Origin of the sequence: Actinacidiphila acididurans, from assembly GCF_016918855.1 — a bacterium.
Lineage (GTDB): Bacteria > Actinomycetota > Actinomycetes > Streptomycetales > Streptomycetaceae > Actinacidiphila > Actinacidiphila acididurans.
Genome location: NZ_JADKYB010000006.1, coordinates 126,039 through 142,783, shown reverse-complemented (window position 1 = coordinate 142,783; position 16,745 = coordinate 126,039). Strand labels below are relative to the sequence as shown.

Sequence of the window (16,745 nt, the reverse complement as noted above, 5' to 3'; positions counted from 1 at the left end):
ACAGCTGGGAGCCGGCCGCCGCGGGTCAGCCCCTCGGGCGGCCCGCGGCTGTCCACCCGGCGGCCGGGACGTCGGCCACCGGACGCCGGGCCGCCGTCGACGCCGACGGGGAGCCGGAAGCGCCCTGAGCCGGGAGTTCCGCCGCCAGGACGTCGACCGTCCGAACCAGGCCGCCGCAAACCCGGCCGCCGCGGACGCCGACCGGGACCCGGAAGGGCCCTGACCCCGGGGTCAGCCGCCGGCCCCGCCCGCCGCCGCGCCGCCCTCCGGCCAGGAACGGGCCAGGGCAATCCGGGCGGAGGGCGTCGGGTGGGTGCCCAGGAGCAGGTGGAGCAGGCGCGGCGGGTCGGGCTCGCCCACATTGGTACGGGTCAGGCGGCGCTGCATCGCGATGAACGGGGCCGGGGCGTCGGTGAGGGCCAGGGCGTGCCGGTCCGCGCGGGTCTCGACGCGGCGGCTGAGCGCGGCGCCGAGCGGGCCGGCCACGGTACCGCCGACCGAGGCGAGCGCGGCGAGCAGCCAGGCCGAACGCGGGTCCGCGAACCGTCCGACGCCCGCCGCGGACAGCAGCGGGTGCCAGGTGACCAGCGCGGCCAGCAGGCACACCCCCGCCGCCGAGGCGAGCGCGCCCGCGACCGTGCCGCGCAGCACGTCGCGGTGCACCACATGGCCGAGCTCGTGGGCGACCACCAGCTCGACCTCGCGCGGCTCGGCGGTGGTCAGCAGGGTGTCGTAGACGACGATCCGGCGGGTGCCGCCGAAGCCGGAGACGTACGCGTTCAGGGCGGTGGTACGGCGGGAGGCGTCGGCCACCAGCACGTCGCGTACGGCCACGCCGTCCTTCCGGGCCAGGGCGAGCAGCGCGTCCCGCAGCGGTCCGGGTTCCATCGGGGTGAAGCGGTTGAAGAGGGGCTCGAAGAGGAGGGGGGCCAGGAAGGAGAGCACGACGGTCACCACGGCGGCCCCGAGCGCGGCCCAGATCCACCACCAGCGGGTGACGCCGGCCAGCCCGTACAGCGCGAAGAGCATGCCGAAGCCGAGCGGCAGCGAGATCAGCAGGCCGCGAGCCTGGTCCACCGCCCAGCCGCGCCAGCCCTGCGTGACCAGCCCGAACCGGGTCCGCACCACCCGCACCCGGGCGCCGAACGGCAGCCCCAGCAGCAGCGGCAGCACCACGAGCGTGACCGCGCCGCCCGTCACCCGCTCCGCCCAATCGCCGCCGAACGCCCCCACCAGATGCGCGCCGCCCGCCGTCAGCCCGAGCACCAGCATCAGCGCGAGCGACACCGCCCGCCCGCACAACGCGACCGGCGCCACCCCCCGCCGCAACTCCCGCGCCCGCGCGATCTCCTGCGCGGTGAAGTCCGCGCCCTCGTCGTCCGCGCCGCAGATGCCCTCGCCGGAGACGCCCTCGCCGGAACGCGATGTGGCGGCACGGGGCTGCCGGGCCCCATCGGACTGCCCCGGCTCCGGCACGCCCGCCGCCCAGCTACCCGCTCCGGGCGCCCCCCGGTGATCACCCGCAGAACCGCCCGCGTCCGCCGCGGCGGCACGCAGTCGCCGAACCCCACCGGGCTGTCCCGGCGCAGAGCCGCTCGACCGGGCCCCGCCCGGTGATCACCCGCAGAACCGCCCGCGTCCGCCGCGGCAGCGGGCCGCGCGGCCTCGCCGCCAGCGTCGCCACCGGCGTCGGCGGCAGCCGGAGGGCGCGCAGACCGCTCCGGCCCGCCGGCCCCCGCAGGGTCGGGGTGTCCGGTCGAGGGACCTTCGTGCGTCATGCCAGCTCCCCACGTATCTCGTCGCGCCAGCGCGCGGTGAAGTCGGCCAGTCCGAGGCCCAGGGAGTTCCGCATCACGGAGTCGAGGGAACCACCTTTGGCCACTGCCCGGTAGAAGGCGGTGAGGGTGTCCGGTGACCATTGGTCGGCGATCAGGCGGCAGGCGAGCCAGCCGCCCTCGTACGCCTGGGCGATGTTCTTGGCGGTCGGCCGGAAGTCGGCGGCGGTGGGGAGGGCGGTGGGGACGCGGCCGGCCGCCACGTCCGCCGCCAGTTCGGGGGCGATCTGCCGGGCGGTGCGCCCGGAGTCGCGGTAGGCCACCCAGTCGGCCAGGCCCTCGGACAGCCACAGCGGGGTGCGGCCGTTGGTGGCCAGCCGGCTGGCGACGTGGGTGGTCTCGTGGGTGAGCACGACCTGCCGGCCGAAGTCGGAGAGCTCGCCGAAGGCGGCCGGGTTGACGATGACCCGGTCGGCGGGGGCCTGGGCGTTGCGGCCCAGTTCGCCCGTGGTGACCGCGGCGATGCCCTGGTAGGCGTTCGGCGCGGCGTCGAGCAGGGCGGCCATCTGGTCGAGGGAGGCGGGCGCCTCGATCACGACCTTGCCGGGCCAGCCGCTCCCCCACGCGTGGCTGACCTCGGGGACGGCCCGGTCCGCGTCGGCGGCGTAGCCGCGCAGCACCGCGTCCGGGGCGAGCCCGAGCACGATGCTGTGCGCCCCGCGCACCACCCGTACCGGGCCCTGGTCCCAGAGCTGGACGGCGGTGTGCCGGCCGCTCGGGGCGCCCTCGTCGTCCGCGGCCAGGTACCACGTACCGCCGTGCCGGGCGAAGGTGAGGTAGGCGGTGGAGACCACCGGCTGGGTGTCGTACCCGGCCAGCCGGTAGCGCAGTTGGACCTCGGCGGCGGTGTGCGGGGTGCCGTCGGCGGCCGGCGGCAGCGGGAAGGCGCCGGTGCGGACCAGGGTGTACGACCAGGCCGCGAGCGGGACGTCCGCCAGGTCGGCGAAGACCCGCTGCTGCGCGGCCAGGAAGGTCCGTGCCTGCGGGTCCACCCCGGCCAGGAAGGCGGCCCGGTCGTGGTGCAGGACGGCCGCCGCGTGCCGGTCGAGCACCTGCCGGACGGCGGTGCCGGCGCTGGGCGCGGCCGGTGCGGCGGCGGAGGTGCACCCGCCGGCCAGGGCGGCGAGCACGGCGAGACCGGCCGCCCACATCCCCGCGGCGGCCCTGAAGCGTCGTACGAGCACCGCGGCCATGCGCCTGATCGTACGGGGGACGCGGCCGCCCCGGTCGGCGGCCTGTGGACAACCACCCCCGCCGGCCCCCGCGCCGCCTTGACGGTGTCGGGGCCGGGCCCGATCCCCGAGAGCCCCCGGAGGCGTCGACCGAGCCGTCGATGCCGTCGGTGAGCGCGGCGGGCGCGGCGGGCTCGGCGGGCGACCGGCCGGCGGTGGTCGCGTGGTGTCCGGCGCGGTGACCGGTCTGCGCGGCCCGCCCCGTTACGGCCGGGTGACGGCCGTCACCGGCATCATGTCCACCGGGTCGTACCGCACCCGTGCGCCGGGATAGGGCGCGTGGACCACCCGGCCGCCCCCGACGTACATCGCGATGTGGCTGGCGTCGCTGCGGTAGACGACGAGGTCGCCGGGGCGGGCCTCGGACAGCGGGACGCGGGTGCCGGCGTTCATCTGCTCCTGGGAGGTGCGCGGCAGCCGGACACCGGCCTGCGCGTACGCCCACTGCATCAGGCCGGAGCAGTCGAAGGCGTTGGGGCCGGAGGCGCCCCAGACGTACGGGGAGCCGAGGGCCTGGCGGACGGCGGCGACCGCCAGGGCGGCCCGGCCGGAGGGGGCGGGCAGCACCGGCAGCACAGGCGGGACGATGCCGGCGGGGCGCGTGTCGCGGGAGGCGCGGCCGGTCCCGGCGAGCGGGCTGTACGCCGCGCGCTGCACCGGGGGCAGTGCGCTCAGCAGCCGCCGGGCCGCCGCCAGGGCCCGCTGGACGGCGTTCTTGCGGTCCTGGAGCACGGCGGTGCTGCGCCGCACTTCGGCGAGTTCGGCGGCGGCCTGGGCGCGCTGGCGCTCCAGGGCGCGCTCGGCGGTCCGCAGTTCGCGCAACTGCCCGGTCTGCTGGGCGCTGACCCGGTCCAGGGCGGCGGCGCGGTCGAGGTAGCTCTCGGGGTCGCCGGACATCAGCAGCACCACGGCCGGGTCGATGCCGCCGTCCCGGTACTGCCCGGCGGCGACCTCCCCGAGGGCGTCGAGCAGTTCGTTGACGCGCTGCCGGCTGCGGGCGACGCGGTCCTGGAGGCCGCTCAGCTCCTGGCGCTGCCGCTGCACCTGCTCCTGCGCGGCGTCGTACGTCTCGGTCGCCCGCTCGGCCTGCCGGTAGAGCCGGTCCAGCCGGTCCACCTGCACCGCGCGGTCCCGTCCCGGGCCGGGCCCGGGGTCGGCCGCGGCGAGCTGGGCGGTGGTGCCGGACAGCGCCGCGGTGGCCGCCGCGGCGGCCGCGGACAGCGCGGTGGCCCGGACGGCACGGGCGGCCGGGCCGGGCGAGTTGAGACGCTTATGGGATGCCACGGCAGCGAACAGTAACCACGCGGTGGCGCTCAGTTCAATGAACGGCCAAGGGCCCGCCTCGGCACCCCGCGACGAACCCGCAGGTCAAGCGGCTGCCCGTGCTACGGGAGTTGACGACCCGTCACCCGATCGCCGTACCCCGGAAACGCGGCGGCCGGGGCCCGTCAGGACCCCGGCGGCACACAGCGTGAGCGTCGGACGGCGTCAGATGCGGACGCCGAACTCGAACGTCATGTCGCCGATCGCCTCGTAGCGCACGGACGCACCCGGCTTGGGGGCGTGCAGCACCATGCCATTGCCGGCGTAGAGACCCACGTGGTGGTAGTCGCCGTAGAAGATCACCAGGTCGCCGACGGCCAGCTGGGACTCGGAGTAGATCCGGGTGCCGGCGTTGGCCTGTTCCTGGGAGGTACGGGGTATGGAGACCCCGGCCTGGGCGTAGGCCCACGAGGTCAGACCCGAGCAGTCGAAGGTGGAGGGACCCGTGGCGCCGTAGACGTACGGCATGCCGACCCGGGTCTGCGCGGCGGCGAAGGCGGCGGCGGCGCGGCCGCTGGCGGCCTTGGCGTTGCCGAGGTCGACGCGGGCGCTGGCGCGGCTGGCGGAGATGGCGTCCTGCTGCGCGATCGCGGCACGCTGGGCGGCGGTGAGCGAGTTGAGGACCTGCTGCGCCTGGGCGAGCTTGTCCTTGGTCTCGTTCTTGCGGGTGGCCAGATCGGTGCGGGTGGCCTGGAGTTCGGCCAGCTTCGCGGTGGCCTGCGCGCGCTCCTGGTCCAGGGTGCGCTTGGCGTCCTCGAGCTGGTGGAGCTGGCCGACCTGGAGCGAACCGAGCTGGTCCATCGTCGTGGCCTGCTCCAGGTAGCTGTCCGGGTTCGAGGACAGGAAGAGCTGGAGCGACGGGTCGATGCCGCCGCTGCGGTACTGGGAGGCGGCGATCGCGCCGAGGCCGTCCCGCAGTTGGTTCAGGTGCTGCTGCTGCCGCGCCACCTGGTCCTGGAGGCTTGACGCCTCCTTCTCCAGGGTATGCAGCTTCTCGTTGGCAGCGTCGTACTTCTCGGTGGCCTGCTCCGCCTGCGTGTAGAGCGCGTCCACCTTGGCCTTGGCGTCCTTGACGGACTGCTGGGGAGCGGCGTGCGCGGCCTGGGCGGAAAGGGCGACCGCTGCCGCTGCTGTCGCGGTCAGTACGGACACGCGCGTGCGGTTCGCCGGCTTGGGACGACGGTGGGACGCCACGAAGGCGAGCTCCTTCTTCCTTCAGCCGCCTACCGGTTGAAGCTGGCGGGCGGCCTCCGAGCGCCATCCGGGTTGGATGATCACTGCGCGGAGGTTCGAGGCCTGACCATAGTGACCTTCCTGTGATCGGTTCAAATCCTTGTAGGAAAAAACTCGACCGGTTCGCACATTCTTTACGCTCGGCATACCCGCGGTGAGGGCCGCACAACGCTGAGTCGACGCTTGTTCGTTCGTGACCGCCTCGGTCAAAGTGCCGGGCAACTGCGGGCGTTCGCCCCTTGAACACGTCCGGCGGCGCCCCGCTTGCCCGGTTTCACACCTTGACGGGCTGTTCGGGCGCGCTCACCCCGCTCACACCCGGGCGAGGCGTTTGAGCAGCAGCGCCGAGGCGACCGGGCGGGCGCCGGCCTTGGCCACCCCGTCGGCGACCTCGCGGTCGGCGGAGACCACCACGATCTGACGGCCCGGCGGTTCGGCCCGCACCAGGCGGCGGATCAGCTCGTCCGCGGTCTGGCCGGACTTGCTGAACAGCACCCGCACCCCGCGCGGCGGGGCGAGCAGCACCGGCATGTCCAGGTCCGCGCCGTCGAAGACACAGGTGACCTCGGCGCCGCTCTGCGCGGCCAGGGCGGCCAGGCCGCCCAGCAGCCGCAGCCGCTGCTTCTCCAGCGGCAGCGAGGGATAACCGGTCTTGGTGACGTTGTAGCCGTCCACCACCAGATGCGCCTGGGGCAGTGCCAGCAACTGGTCCAGCAGCGCCGGGTCGGTCTCGGACAGCGCCCGGGTGGCGATGTCGCGGGCGCTGAAGGAGCCGGGCGCCACGGCGTCCACGGTGTCGGCCGGCCGTACGCCGATGGTGTCACGCGGCGGCAGGGCGAGTTCCCGGCGCAGGCCGGACGCGGCGTCCAGCACGGTGTCCAGCAGCAGCCGCAGCCGTACGTCCTCCACGCTGCGGCCCTCCCGGGCCGCGCGGCGGCCGGCCTCGACCGCGGACTCGGCCTCGGCCAGCCGGGCGCGCAGCCGGCGGGCCTCGATGTCGGCGGCGGCCCGTTCTGCGGCGGCCCCGGCGCGGGTGTCGTCGAGTTCGCCCTGGAGCTTGCGCTGCGCGGCCTCGGCGCGCTTGACGTCGCTGAGCGCGGCGCGCAGCTTGCGGTGCAGGGCGTCGCTCTCCTTGCGGACCCCCTCCAGCTCCGCCCGGGCCCGGCCGGCCTCGGCCCGCGCCTGGTCGTGCAGCGTCTCGACCTCGGCGCGCAGCCGGGCCACCTCGCGCAGCGTCTCCTCGTCGGCGCGTTCGGCGTCCGCCCGCTCGGCCTCCTCGCCGGCGGTGGTGACGAGCTTCGCCCAGCCGGCCGGGCGCAGCAGATAGGCGGCGGCGGCCACGTCCAGCGGGTCGGCGGCCGGCGGCGGGGTGCCCGCGTCCAGGGCGGCGGTCAGTTCCGGCTGGGTCTCGCGCAGCTTGGCGCCGACTTTCTGCCGGAAGGCCGCGTCCGACTCCAGCGCGGCGGCCAGCGCGTTGGCGGCGTACTTCACGCGCCGGGTCGGCGTGAACCGGGCGTACGGCCGCAGGGAGACGGGGAGTTCCGGAAAGGTGAAGCCCCCGAAGGCGTCGGCGGCGACGGTGACGACCCGGTGCCGTACCCCCTCGGGCAGCGGCCGGTCCAGCGCGGGCTCGGCGGCGCCAGGAGCGGGCGCGGCCATGCTGTCCTCGGGACGCGGATCGCCGCCGATACCGTCCACCAGTCACTCCCGTCCGGTTCCTCGGCGCCCTCCCGGCCCCCTTCGATCCCTCCGGCCGCCGCCTGCTGCTTCCATTGTCCCCGCAAGCGGCCCCGGCTCTTGAGGAGCGCACTGAAGTTCTCCGATCCGGCCCGGATCGTCAGCGCCCTTCTCGCGGTCGGTGCGGCTTTGTGGGCTGCCCGGCCGCCCGCGCGGGAGATGTTCTGGGTCACCCTACGGCCTGGACGGCGCGGCGCGCTGCGGCGAGGCGGCCTTTGCCGGTTACGCCCGTTCCGCCATGATCGGTCCATGGTCCTCCCGGTGCGCGACAAGTATCCGGACGACGGTCCGGGCGACAGTCCGGACGACACGGACGGGCATCCGGCCCGGCGCCGGCCGGTCGTCACCTACACGCTGATCGCGGCGTGCACCGTGGTGTTCCTGCTCGGCCCGCTGTCCGGATTCAATCCGTCCTACGGCACCGGGCACCGGCTCCAGTGCGCGCAGGCGGTGTATTTCGCCAGGTGGGGGGTGGTGCCGAGCGAGCTGTTCCACGGCGCCCTGCCGGCCTGGCGGCTGCCGCTGCCGGCCGGCTGCCCGAGCCCGGCCCCCTTCACCAAGGTGCCGGCCCTGTCGGTGCTCACCGCGATGTTCCTGCACGGAAGCTGGCTGCATCTGACCGGCAACATGCTGTTCCTGTACGTCTTCGGCGACAACGTGGAGCACCGCATGGGCCGGCTGCGCTTCACCGTCTTCTACCTGGCGGCCGGGTGCCTGGCCACGTACGGCTTCGCGCTCACCCGCACCGGCGACCCGCAGAGCCTGGTGGGCGCCTCGGGGGCCATTTCCGGGGCGCTGGGCGCATACCTCTACCTCTTTCCGCGGGCCCGGGTCACCAGTGTCTTCCCGTTCCTGTTCTTCGTGCCGCTGCGCTTCCCGGCCTGGCTGGTGCTCGGCTTCTGGTTCGCGCTCCAGTGGCTGGCCGCGCGAGCCCCCTCCGGCGGCGGGCCCGCGGTGGCCTACCTGGCCCACGTGGTCGGTTTCGCCTTCGGCTTCCTGTGTGCGTGGGTGTGCTACCGGCCACGGCGTAAGGTGAGCGTCGTCATCAGCCCGGCACCCCAGGGAGACGTTCCGCCGTGATCACCGCGATCGTGCTCATCAAGACCTCCGTCGACCGGATCCCGGAGATCGCGGAGGCGATCGCGGCGCTGCCGAACGTGTCCGAGGTCTACTCGGTGACCGGGGCGTACGACCTGATCGCGCTGGTACGTGTCGGCCGCCACGACGACCTCGCCGACATCATCCCGGGCCGGATCAGCAAGATCCCCGGGGTGACGGCGACCGACACGCACGTGGCGTTCCGCACCTACTCCCAGCACGACCTGGAGGCGGCCTTCTCCATCGGCCTGGACGCCTGACCGGCTCCCTGGCCGGCTCGCCGGCCGGTTCGCTCACTGGGGAGCCGGCACGCACCGGCCGTTCTCCGCGCGGTAGCTCCAGGCGGCGCCGTCGCGGATCAGGGTGCGCACCGCGGACAGGAAGCGGTCGATGTGCTCCTCCGGGGTACCGGCGCCGAAGCTGACCCGGATCGCGTTGAGGGACGCCTCACCGGGAGCCGCGTCGGGGGCGCCGCACTCGCCCGGGTCGTCCTGGGCGGCGCCGGCCAGCACGCGCAGCAGCGGGTGGGCGCAGAACAGGCCGTCGCGCACGCCGATGCCGTACTCGGCGGACAGTGCGGCGGCGAAGTGGGAGCTGTTCCAGCCGGCCACCGTGAAGGACAGCACACCGACCCGGGCCGAGTCCTCGCCGAACAGGGACAGCACCCGCACCTGCGGAATCGCGGCCAGCCCGGCACGCAGCGCGGACAGCAGGGCCTGCTCCCGGGCCACCAGCCCGTCGAAGCCGGCCTCGCGCAGCGCCTTGCACGCCGAGGCGACGGCATAGGCGCCGATGACATTGGGCGAGCCGGCCTCGTGCCGGGCGACGGTGGTGTGCCACTGCACGTCGATTCCCCCGGCCGCCGTACGGGCCACGGTACGGGTCGCGCCGCCGCCGGCCAGATAGGGTTCGGCCTCCCGAAGCCAGTCGGCGCGGCCGGCCAGCACCCCGGTGCCGAAGGGCGCGTACAGCTTGTGCCCGGAGAAGGCCACCCAGTCCACGTCCAGGGCGGCGATGTCCACCGGGCGGTGCGGGGCGAGCTGCGCCGCGTCCAGCACGATCCGGGCGCCGTGCCGGTGCGCGGCGGCGGCCAGTTCCCGTACCGGCCACAGCTCGCCGGTCACGTTGGAGGCGCCGGTGACGCACACCAGCTTGGGGCCCTTGGGGGCGCCGTGCAGTGCCACGTCGAGCGAGGCGACGGCCTGCTCGGGGGTGCGCGGCGCGCTCAGGTAGGTCACGCTCGCGTCGCCGGCCCGCTCCCAGGGCAGCAGGGCGGCGTGGTGCTCGGTCTCGAAGACGAAGACCTGGGTGCCGGCCGGCAGCACGGCGGCCAGCAGGTTGAGCGAGTCGGTGGTGGACCGGGTGAAGACCACCTCGTCGTCGGCGCGGCAGCCGAGGAAGTCGGCGACCACCGCGCGGCTCTGCTCGAACAGGTCGGTGGACAGCTGCGAGAGGTACCCGGCGCCGCGGTGCACGCTGCCGTAGTACGGCACGTACGCGGCCACGTCGTCCCACACCCGCTGGAGCGCGGGCGCGCTGGCCGCGTAGTCCAGCGCCGCGTAGGTCACCTCTCCCCCGGTCACCAGCGGCACCCTTACGTCGCTGCCCAGGACGGGCAGCGGGGCACAGAGGTCGGCGTCGGCGGCGGTACTGATCACGGTCATGGCGAAAACTCCCCGGAAAAAGGCAGGCGAACTCCGCGGCCGGCCCGCGCCCGGGACGTGGCACCGCACGGCACCACAGCGCACGGCCCTGCGGATCGGTGCAGGTCGGCGCGTGTCGGTACCGGTCAGGGCCGGTCGGGGCGGGTCGGCGCGGAAAAGACTCTCGGCGTCGTGCGGTCGCGGCGGAAAACGCCGCGGTGGTACGGCGGAACAGGTGCCGGTACGGCACCGGTGCATCGCGGAATCTGGGGCCCGACGGCCCAGGGCCTGTCCTGCGGGACAGGCCCTAACGCATTCGCTTGCGCACGGAAGAACTCCCCACGTCCGGCTTGCCGTGGGCCTCGCTGCTCACGGCCTGGTCATCACCCGGGGCACCCCGCCTCGGACGGAGGGTTGCCGGACAGCGAGCCGGGGCCTTTGCGCTGTCACTCGTGACCTGCGAGGAATTCTGCCATATGGGGGCCCGGGCGCAAGCAGTTGTCTTGTCTGGTGGACCACATCCACCTGCCGGGCCGGCCGTTCATGCCGCAACCGGGCCCCGGCGGCGGGGAGTTGCCGCCGGGACCGGGATGAGCGGGGTCAGGCGTGGGTGGCGGCGGCCCAGCGCTCCAGGACGCGGGCGGCCGCACCGGAGTCGATCGACTCGGCGGCCCGTACCAGGCCGGCCGTGATCTGCTCCTCCAGGGGCGCGTCGGTGGGCGTCAGCGCCACCAGCGCGGCCGCGGAGTTGAGCAGCACCGCGTCCCGTACCGGACCGGTCTCGCCGGCCAGCACCCGCCGGGCGACATCGGCGTTGTGGCCCGGGTCGCCGCCGCGCAGCGCCTCCACGCTCACCAGGGGCAGCCCCACGTCCCGCGGGTCGAAGGTCACCTGATCGACCTTGCCGTCGCGCACCACCCACACCTGGGAGGTCGCGGTGGTGGTGAGCTCGTCCAGGCCGTCGTCGCCGCGGAAGACCAGGGCGCAGGAGCCGCGTTCGGCCAGCACCCCGGCCAGGATCGGCGCCATCCGCAGGTCGGCGACGCCGGTGGCCTGGGCCATCACCCGGGCCGGATTGGTCAGCGGGCCGAGGAAGTTGAAGGTGGTGGCCACGCCCAGTTCGCTGCGGGCGGCGCCGACGTGCCGCAGCGCGGGGTGGAACTTCACCGCGAAGCAGAAGGTGATGCCGGCCTCGACGGCCACCTCGGCGACCCGCTGCGGCGGCAGTTCCAGGTTGACGCCGAGCCGGCCGAGGACGTCGGAGGCGCCGCTGGCCGATGAGGCGGCCCGGTTGCCGTGCTTGACCACCCGGGCGCCGGTGCCGGCCACCACGATCGCCGACATGGTGGAGATGTTGACGGTCTTCGCCCGGTCACCGCCGGTGCCGACGATGTCCACGGTGGGGCCGGGCACCTCGATGGTGGTGGCGTGCCCGTACATCGCCCGGACCAGGCCGGTCACCTCGTCGACGGTCTCGCCCTTGGCCCGCAGCGCGATCGCGAACCCGGCGATCTGGACGTCCGTGGCCTCGCCGAGCATGATCCGGTCCATCGCCCAGGCGGTGTCGTCGGCGCTCAGGTCCTGCCTCGCCAGCAGCGCGGTCAGCACGTCGGGCCACGACCGGGAGGCCGTGGGATCGCCTCCGGCGGGGGGCACAACGCTCATGGCTCACGCTCCTGGGACGGGCTCTGCGGCCCGGCTCTGCGGCTTCGGTGCCGGATCCCGGGCGGGACCGGCTCTGCGGTCAGCCTATCGGGGCGCAGGCGTGCGGGAGGGCCCCGTCCACGCGCTGGACGGGGCCCTCCCGGTGGCGACTACGTACGTCGGATGAGCTCAGAGACGTACCTCAGTGGTGACCGTGGCCGCTGGTGATCTCCTCGTACTCCTCGGCGGTGGGCTTGGGGATGTTCGAACCCTCGCCGTAGAAGCCCTCGGACATCTTGGCCTGGATCTTGGCCACCGGGCTCGACCTGCGGGCCACGCCGTTCTCGTCGACCGCGGGGCCGAGCTCGATCGGGCGGGGCTGGGCGTGCGCGGTGAGCACGTGCAGCTGCTGCTGCGACAGCGGCTCGTGCACCTCGATGAACTCACCGTGCGGCAGCCGCTTGATGATGCCGGTCTCGCGGCCGTGCAGCACCTTGTCGCGGTCGCGGCGCTGGAGGCCGAGGCAGATCCGCTTGGTGGCGTAGTACGCGGCCACCGGCAGCACGAAGAAGCCGACCCGGACGAACCAGGTGATCGCGTTGATCGACAGATGGAAGTGGGTGGCGATGATGTCGTTGCCGCCGCCGATGAGCAGCGTGAAGTACACCGTCAGCCAGGCCACGCCGAAGCCGGTGCGCACCGGGCGGTTGCGCGGCCGGTCCAGGATGTGGTGCTCCCGCTTGTCGTGGGTGAGCCAGGACTCGATGAACGGGTAGGCCGCGATGGCCGCCATCACCAGCGGGAAGATCATCAGGGGCACGAACACGCCGAGGACCAGTGTGTGGCCCCACGCTCTGATCTCCCAGCCGGGCATCACACGGATCAGACCCTCGGAGAAGCCCATGTACCAGTCGGGCTGGGCGCCGGTGGACACCTGGTCCGGCCGGTAGGGGCCCATCGTCCAGATCGGGTTGATGGTGGCCACCGCGGCGATCGCGGAGATCACGCCGAAGACGATGAAGAAGAAGCCGCCCGCCTTGGCCATGTAGACCGGCAGCAGCGGGGTGCCGACCACGTTCTTCTCGCTCTTGCCCGCACCCGGGAACTGGGTGTGCTTGTGGTAGAAGATCAGGATCAGGTGGGCCGCCACCAGGCCGGCCATGATGCCCGGCAGCAGCAGGATGTGCACCGAGTAGAACCGCGGCACGAAGTCGTGGCCCGGGAACTGCCCGCCGAACAGGAAGAACGACAGGTACGTTCCGACGATCGGCGTGGAGAGGATCGCGCCTTCCATGAACCGGATACCGGTGCCCGAGAGCAGGTCGTCCGGCAGCGAGTAGCCGGTGAAGCCCTCGAACATGCCGATGAACAGCAGCGACCAGCCGAACAGCCAGTTGAGCTCGCGCGGCTTGCGGAATCCGCCGGTGAAGAACACCCGCATCATGTGGACGATCATGCCCGCGATGAAGATCAGCGCGGACCAGTGGTGGATCTGCCTTATCAGCAGGCCACCGCGCACCTCGAAGCTGATGTGCAGGGTCGAGGCGTACGCGTCCGACATCCGCACGCCCTGCAGCGGCACGTACGGGCCGTGGTAGACGACCTCGTTCATGCTCGGGTGGAAGAACAGCGTCAGGTACACACCCGTGAGGATGAGGATCGTGAAGCTGTAGAGGCAGACCTCGCCGAGCATGAAGGACCAGTGGTCCGGGAAGATCTTCCGCATGTTCGACTTGGCCAGCTTGTACAGGCCGAGCCGACCGTCGGTCCACTCCGCGATCCGCTCACCCGGGTGGGTGGCCGGCCTGCGGGTGGGGGATTCGGTGGTGGTACTCATGGACGCTCCCAGTAGGCCGGGCCGACGGGGGACGAGAAGTCGCCGAGCGCGACCAGGTTGCCGTCCGCGTTGACGCCGATGCGCAGTTGCGGCAGCGGGTGGCCCGCGGGGCCGAAGATGACGCGCGCTCCGTCGGACAGGTCGAACGTCGACTGGTGGCAGGGGCACAGCACATGGTGCGTCTGCTGCTCGTACAGGCTGATCGGGCAGCCGACATGGGTGCAGATCTTCGAGAACACCACGATACCTTCGTGGCCCCAGTCCGCTTCCCGCTTGTCCTGGATGTCTTCCGGCTTGAGCCGGACGATCATCACGGCGGACTTGGCGATCTGGTCCTGGAAGTCCTCGTCGGCCTCGCTCAGACCCTGCGGCTGACCGAAGGTCAGCGAACCGACCGCCACGTCCTCGGGTCGCAGCGGCATGTTGGTGTTGCTGTTGATCAGCACCTTGCCCTTGGACCACAGCGTGTGCGCCAGCGAGTTCCTGGGCAGCGGGCCCAGGTCGCGCAGGATCACGATGCTGGACAGCGGCACCAGGGCGAGCGCGCCGTAGAGCGTGCTGCGGATCAGGCGGCGCCGACCGAAGCCGCTCTCCTTGGCACCGGTGATCCACTGCTGCCTGATGTTCTCGCGCAGTTCGTCGTCGGCGTCGGCGCGGTGCCGCTCGTCGACGATCTCCTCGTCCGACATCAGCGTGCGGGCCCAGTGGACCGACCCCACGCCGATGCCCAGCAACGCCACCGAAAGCGTCAGGCCCAGCGAGAAGTTCAGCGCGCTGACGTGGCCGAACGGGAAGATGTAGACGTACTTGTCGATGTCGAAGATGACAAAGCACGCGATGAACGCGATGGTGCCGAGCATCGACAGGGTGTACAACCCCGCCACGATTCGCTCGGAGTGCTTCGCGGACCGCTCGTCGATGTCCTGACGGCGGTACTCGTGGGGCGGCAGGCCGGGGTTGGCGAACGGGTCGGACTTGACCGCCGGCTCGCTGCCCCGGGCCCCGTGCTCACCCGGCAGATTCTCTGACACGTCGTTGTGGGATCCAGACTCGCTCATGACTTCTTGGCCTTGGTCGTCCGTGCGGCCATCCAGACGGCGATGCCGAGCAGCGTGCCCAGGCCGAACACCCAGGCGAACAGGCCCTCGGGCACCGGGCCGAGGGTGCCGAGCGTGAAGCCGCCGGGGTTCTTACTGCTGCTGCTGTCGACCTCGCGCAGGTAGGCGATGATGTCCGCCTTGGTGTCCTGCGGCATGGTGGTGTCCGGGAAGGACGGCATGTTCTGCGGCCCGGTCTGCATCGCCTCGTAGATGTGCTTCGGGTCGACGCCCTTCAGGGACGGCGCGAACTTGCCGTCGGTGAGGGCGCCGCCCTTGCCGACGAAGTTGTGGCACTGCGAGCAGTTGGTACGGAACAGTTCGCCGCCCTTGGCGATGTCCGCGCCGGCCGGGCTGTACTCCTCCTTGGTGGGGATGGACGGCCCGGGGCCCAGCGAGGCGATGTACGCGGCGATCTGGTCGATCTCGCCCTGGCTGTAGATGTTCTTCTTCTTCGGGATCTGCGCGCCCGGCTGCTGGGCCGGCATGCGGCCGGTGCCGACCTGGAAGTCGACGGCGGCGGACCCGACGCCGACCAGGCTGGGCCCGTCGGAACTGCCCTGCCCGTTCATGCCGTGGCACGTGGCGCAGCCGACCGAGTACAGCCGCTTGCCCTCGTCGATGGCGAGGGACTGGGCCGAGTCGTCGGCCTGGGCCTTCGGCGCCGGCGCGAGCGCGGCGTACAGCCCCCCGGTGGCCGCCAGCGCGAAGAGTAGGACGACGAGCGCCGCCAGTGGGTGGCGCCGTCGTGCGGAGAGCTTTTTCACGGATTACCCCGGTGTCAGGTATCTCTGTCGTCGGTGCTTCTGGTGGGTTGAACCCGCGGACCGGGAAAACGTGACCGGCGCGCGGTGGCCTGCTACTTGATCAGGTAGATCGTGGCGAACAGGCCGATCCAGACCACGTCGACGAAGTGCCAGTAGTAGGACACGACGATGGCGGCGGTGGCCTGCTGGTGCGTGAACCGCTTGGCCGCGTACGTCCGGCCCAGTACCAGCAGGAACGCGATCAGGCCGCCCGTCACGTGCAACCCGTGGAAGCCGGTGGTCAGGTAGAACACCGAGCCGTACGGGTCGGAACTGAGCGAGATCCCGTCCTTCTTGACCAGGTTCGTGTACTCGAAGATCTGGCCGCCGATGAAGATCGCGCCCATCACGAAGGTCACGATGAACCAGGAGCGCAGCTTCTTCACGTCCCCGCGCTCGGCGGCGAACACGCCCATCTGGCAGGTGAAGGAGGAGAGCACCAGGATCGTCGTGTTCGTCGCCGAGAACGGGACGTTCAGGGAGTGCGCGTGGGCCTTCCAGAACGCCTCACCCGTCACCGACCGCAGGGTGAAGTACATCGCGAAGAGGGCCGCGAAGAACATCAGCTCGGAACTCAGCCAGATGATGGTTCCGACGCTGGTGAGGTTCGGCCGGTTGACCGACGGGTGCGCGTGCCCGGTTTCTACTGCTGTTGCTGTCGCCACGTCCGTCATTATGTCGGGCGCTTATCTCGCGCTCACTCCGGGGGTCCCCTTCACCGCCCGCTTCCCCCGAAGGAAGGAACCCTTCTGGGAAACGGGCTGGCGGGAGTAGCATCCGGAGCAGCTTGAGAAACCGTTCACGAGGGCGTGTTCGAGGAGGAGCCAGGATGCAGGCGACCGCCACGGTGCTGGTCTACAGCGACGACGCGAACATCCGGGAACAGGTCCGGCTCGCCGCCGGCCGCCGGCCCGCCGCCGACCTGCCGCCGGTGGAGTACGTGGAGTGCGCGACGCTCCCCGCCGTCCTCACCGAGCTGGAGCGGGGCGGGATCGACGCCATGGTGCTGGACGGCGAGGCCGCCCCGGCCGGCGGCATGGGCGTGTGCCGCCAGGTGAAGGACGAGATCTTCCACTGCCCGCCCGTGCTGGTGCTGATCGGCCGCCCGCAGGACGCGTGGCTGGCCACCTGGAGCCGGGCGGACGCCGCGGTCTCCCACCCGATCGACCCGGTCGCCCTCAGCGACACGCTGGCGGTCCTGCTGCGCCGCCGCATCGGCAACAACGGCAAGGAGCTGGCCACCACGTGACCGGCGCGCGC

Annotated in this window: 14 protein-coding genes and 1 riboswitch; of the genes, 3 read left to right on the top strand and 11 right to left on the bottom strand. The window is 72.6% G+C overall.

The window, feature by feature from the left end; translation table 11 throughout:
- Positions 1-231 precede the first annotated feature (231 nt).
- The 5 genes from ITX44_RS13005 to ITX44_RS12985 all read right to left on the bottom strand — a co-directional run bounded on the left by ITX44_RS13005 (position 232) and on the right by ITX44_RS12985 (position 7,282).
- The gene (locus tag ITX44_RS13005) at positions 232-1,476 is read right to left on the bottom strand and encodes a M48 family metallopeptidase (RefSeq protein WP_307795242.1); all 1,245 of its coding nucleotides are present in this window, start codon (positions 1,474-1,476) and stop codon (positions 232-234) included.
- 298 nt (positions 1,477-1,774) lie between these two features.
- Positions 1,775-3,028, bottom strand: coding sequence for a hypothetical protein (locus ITX44_RS13000; RefSeq protein WP_205357318.1), 1,254 nt, complete (start codon positions 3,026-3,028; stop codon positions 1,775-1,777).
- 243 nt (positions 3,029-3,271) lie between these two features.
- Entirely contained in the window at positions 3,272-4,351 is a 1,080-nt protein-coding gene (locus ITX44_RS12995) for a C40 family peptidase (RefSeq protein WP_205357317.1), read from the bottom strand.
- A 204-nt stretch (positions 4,352-4,555) separates the two neighbouring features.
- Positions 4,556-5,584, bottom strand: coding sequence for a C40 family peptidase (locus tag ITX44_RS12990; protein ID WP_205357316.1), 1,029 nt, complete (start codon positions 5,582-5,584; stop codon positions 4,556-4,558).
- Positions 5,585-5,935: 351 nt separating this feature from the next.
- Positions 5,936-7,282 carry an NYN domain-containing protein gene (locus ITX44_RS12985; protein ID WP_205357567.1) on the bottom strand — a complete coding sequence of 449 codons (1,347 nt, stop codon included), beginning with the start codon at positions 7,280-7,282 and terminating at the stop codon, positions 5,936-5,938.
- A 327-nt stretch (positions 7,283-7,609) separates the two neighbouring features.
- On the opposite strand from ITX44_RS12985, the gene ITX44_RS12980 reads away from it, so the two are divergent.
- Positions 7,610-8,440 (top strand): rhomboid family intramembrane serine protease, encoded by an 831-nt coding sequence (locus ITX44_RS12980; protein WP_205357315.1) that lies wholly within the window; start codon positions 7,610-7,612, stop codon positions 8,438-8,440.
- Positions 8,437-8,718 carry an Lrp/AsnC family transcriptional regulator gene (locus tag ITX44_RS12975; RefSeq protein WP_205357314.1) on the top strand — a complete coding sequence of 94 codons (282 nt, stop codon included), beginning with the start codon at positions 8,437-8,439 and terminating at the stop codon, positions 8,716-8,718. Before ITX44_RS12980 ends, ITX44_RS12975 begins: the two co-directional genes overlap by 4 nt.
- A 33-nt stretch (positions 8,719-8,751) precedes the next feature.
- Here ITX44_RS12975 and ITX44_RS12970 read toward each other — a convergent pair whose 3' ends face one another.
- The 6 genes from ITX44_RS12970 to ctaE all read right to left on the bottom strand — a co-directional run bounded on the left by ITX44_RS12970 (position 8,752) and on the right by ctaE (position 16,159).
- Positions 8,752-10,122: an aminotransferase class V-fold PLP-dependent enzyme gene (locus tag ITX44_RS12970; protein ID WP_205357313.1), complete on the bottom strand. Its 1,371-nt coding sequence runs from the start codon at positions 10,120-10,122 to the stop codon at positions 8,752-8,754.
- A gap of 320 nt (positions 10,123-10,442) precedes the next feature.
- A riboswitch (SAM riboswitch) is annotated at positions 10,443-10,559 on the bottom strand.
- 142 nt (positions 10,560-10,701) lie between these two features.
- Complete coding sequence (gene trpD / locus ITX44_RS12965; protein WP_205357312.1) at positions 10,702-11,766, bottom strand: anthranilate phosphoribosyltransferase; 1,065 nt, start codon at positions 11,764-11,766, stop codon at positions 10,702-10,704.
- A 181-nt stretch (positions 11,767-11,947) separates the two neighbouring features.
- A complete protein-coding gene (gene qcrB, locus ITX44_RS12960) occupies positions 11,948-13,582 on the bottom strand; it encodes a cytochrome bc1 complex cytochrome b subunit (protein ID WP_205357311.1) in 1,635 nt (544 codons plus the stop codon).
- Complete coding sequence (qcrA, locus tag ITX44_RS12955; RefSeq protein WP_205357310.1) at positions 13,579-14,640, bottom strand: cytochrome bc1 complex Rieske iron-sulfur subunit; 1,062 nt, start codon at positions 14,638-14,640, stop codon at positions 13,579-13,581. The genes qcrB and qcrA overlap by 4 nt, the downstream gene beginning before the upstream one ends.
- Positions 14,637-15,446 carry a cytochrome bc1 complex diheme cytochrome c subunit gene (qcrC, locus tag ITX44_RS12950; RefSeq protein ID WP_205357309.1) on the bottom strand — a complete coding sequence of 270 codons (810 nt, stop codon included), beginning with the start codon at positions 15,444-15,446 and terminating at the stop codon, positions 14,637-14,639. The genes qcrA and qcrC overlap by 4 nt, the downstream gene beginning before the upstream one ends.
- A gap of 92 nt (positions 15,447-15,538) precedes the next feature.
- Positions 15,539-16,159, bottom strand: coding sequence for an aa3-type cytochrome oxidase subunit III (gene ctaE, locus ITX44_RS12945; protein ID WP_205357308.1), 621 nt, complete (start codon positions 16,157-16,159; stop codon positions 15,539-15,541).
- Positions 16,160-16,314: 155 nt separating this feature from the next.
- Here ctaE and ITX44_RS12940 point away from each other — a divergent pair, with 155 nt between their 5' ends.
- A complete protein-coding gene (locus ITX44_RS12940) occupies positions 16,315-16,734 on the top strand; it encodes a response regulator transcription factor (protein ID WP_205357307.1) in 420 nt (139 codons plus the stop codon).
- The last annotated feature ends 11 nt before the right edge of the window (positions 16,735-16,745 follow it).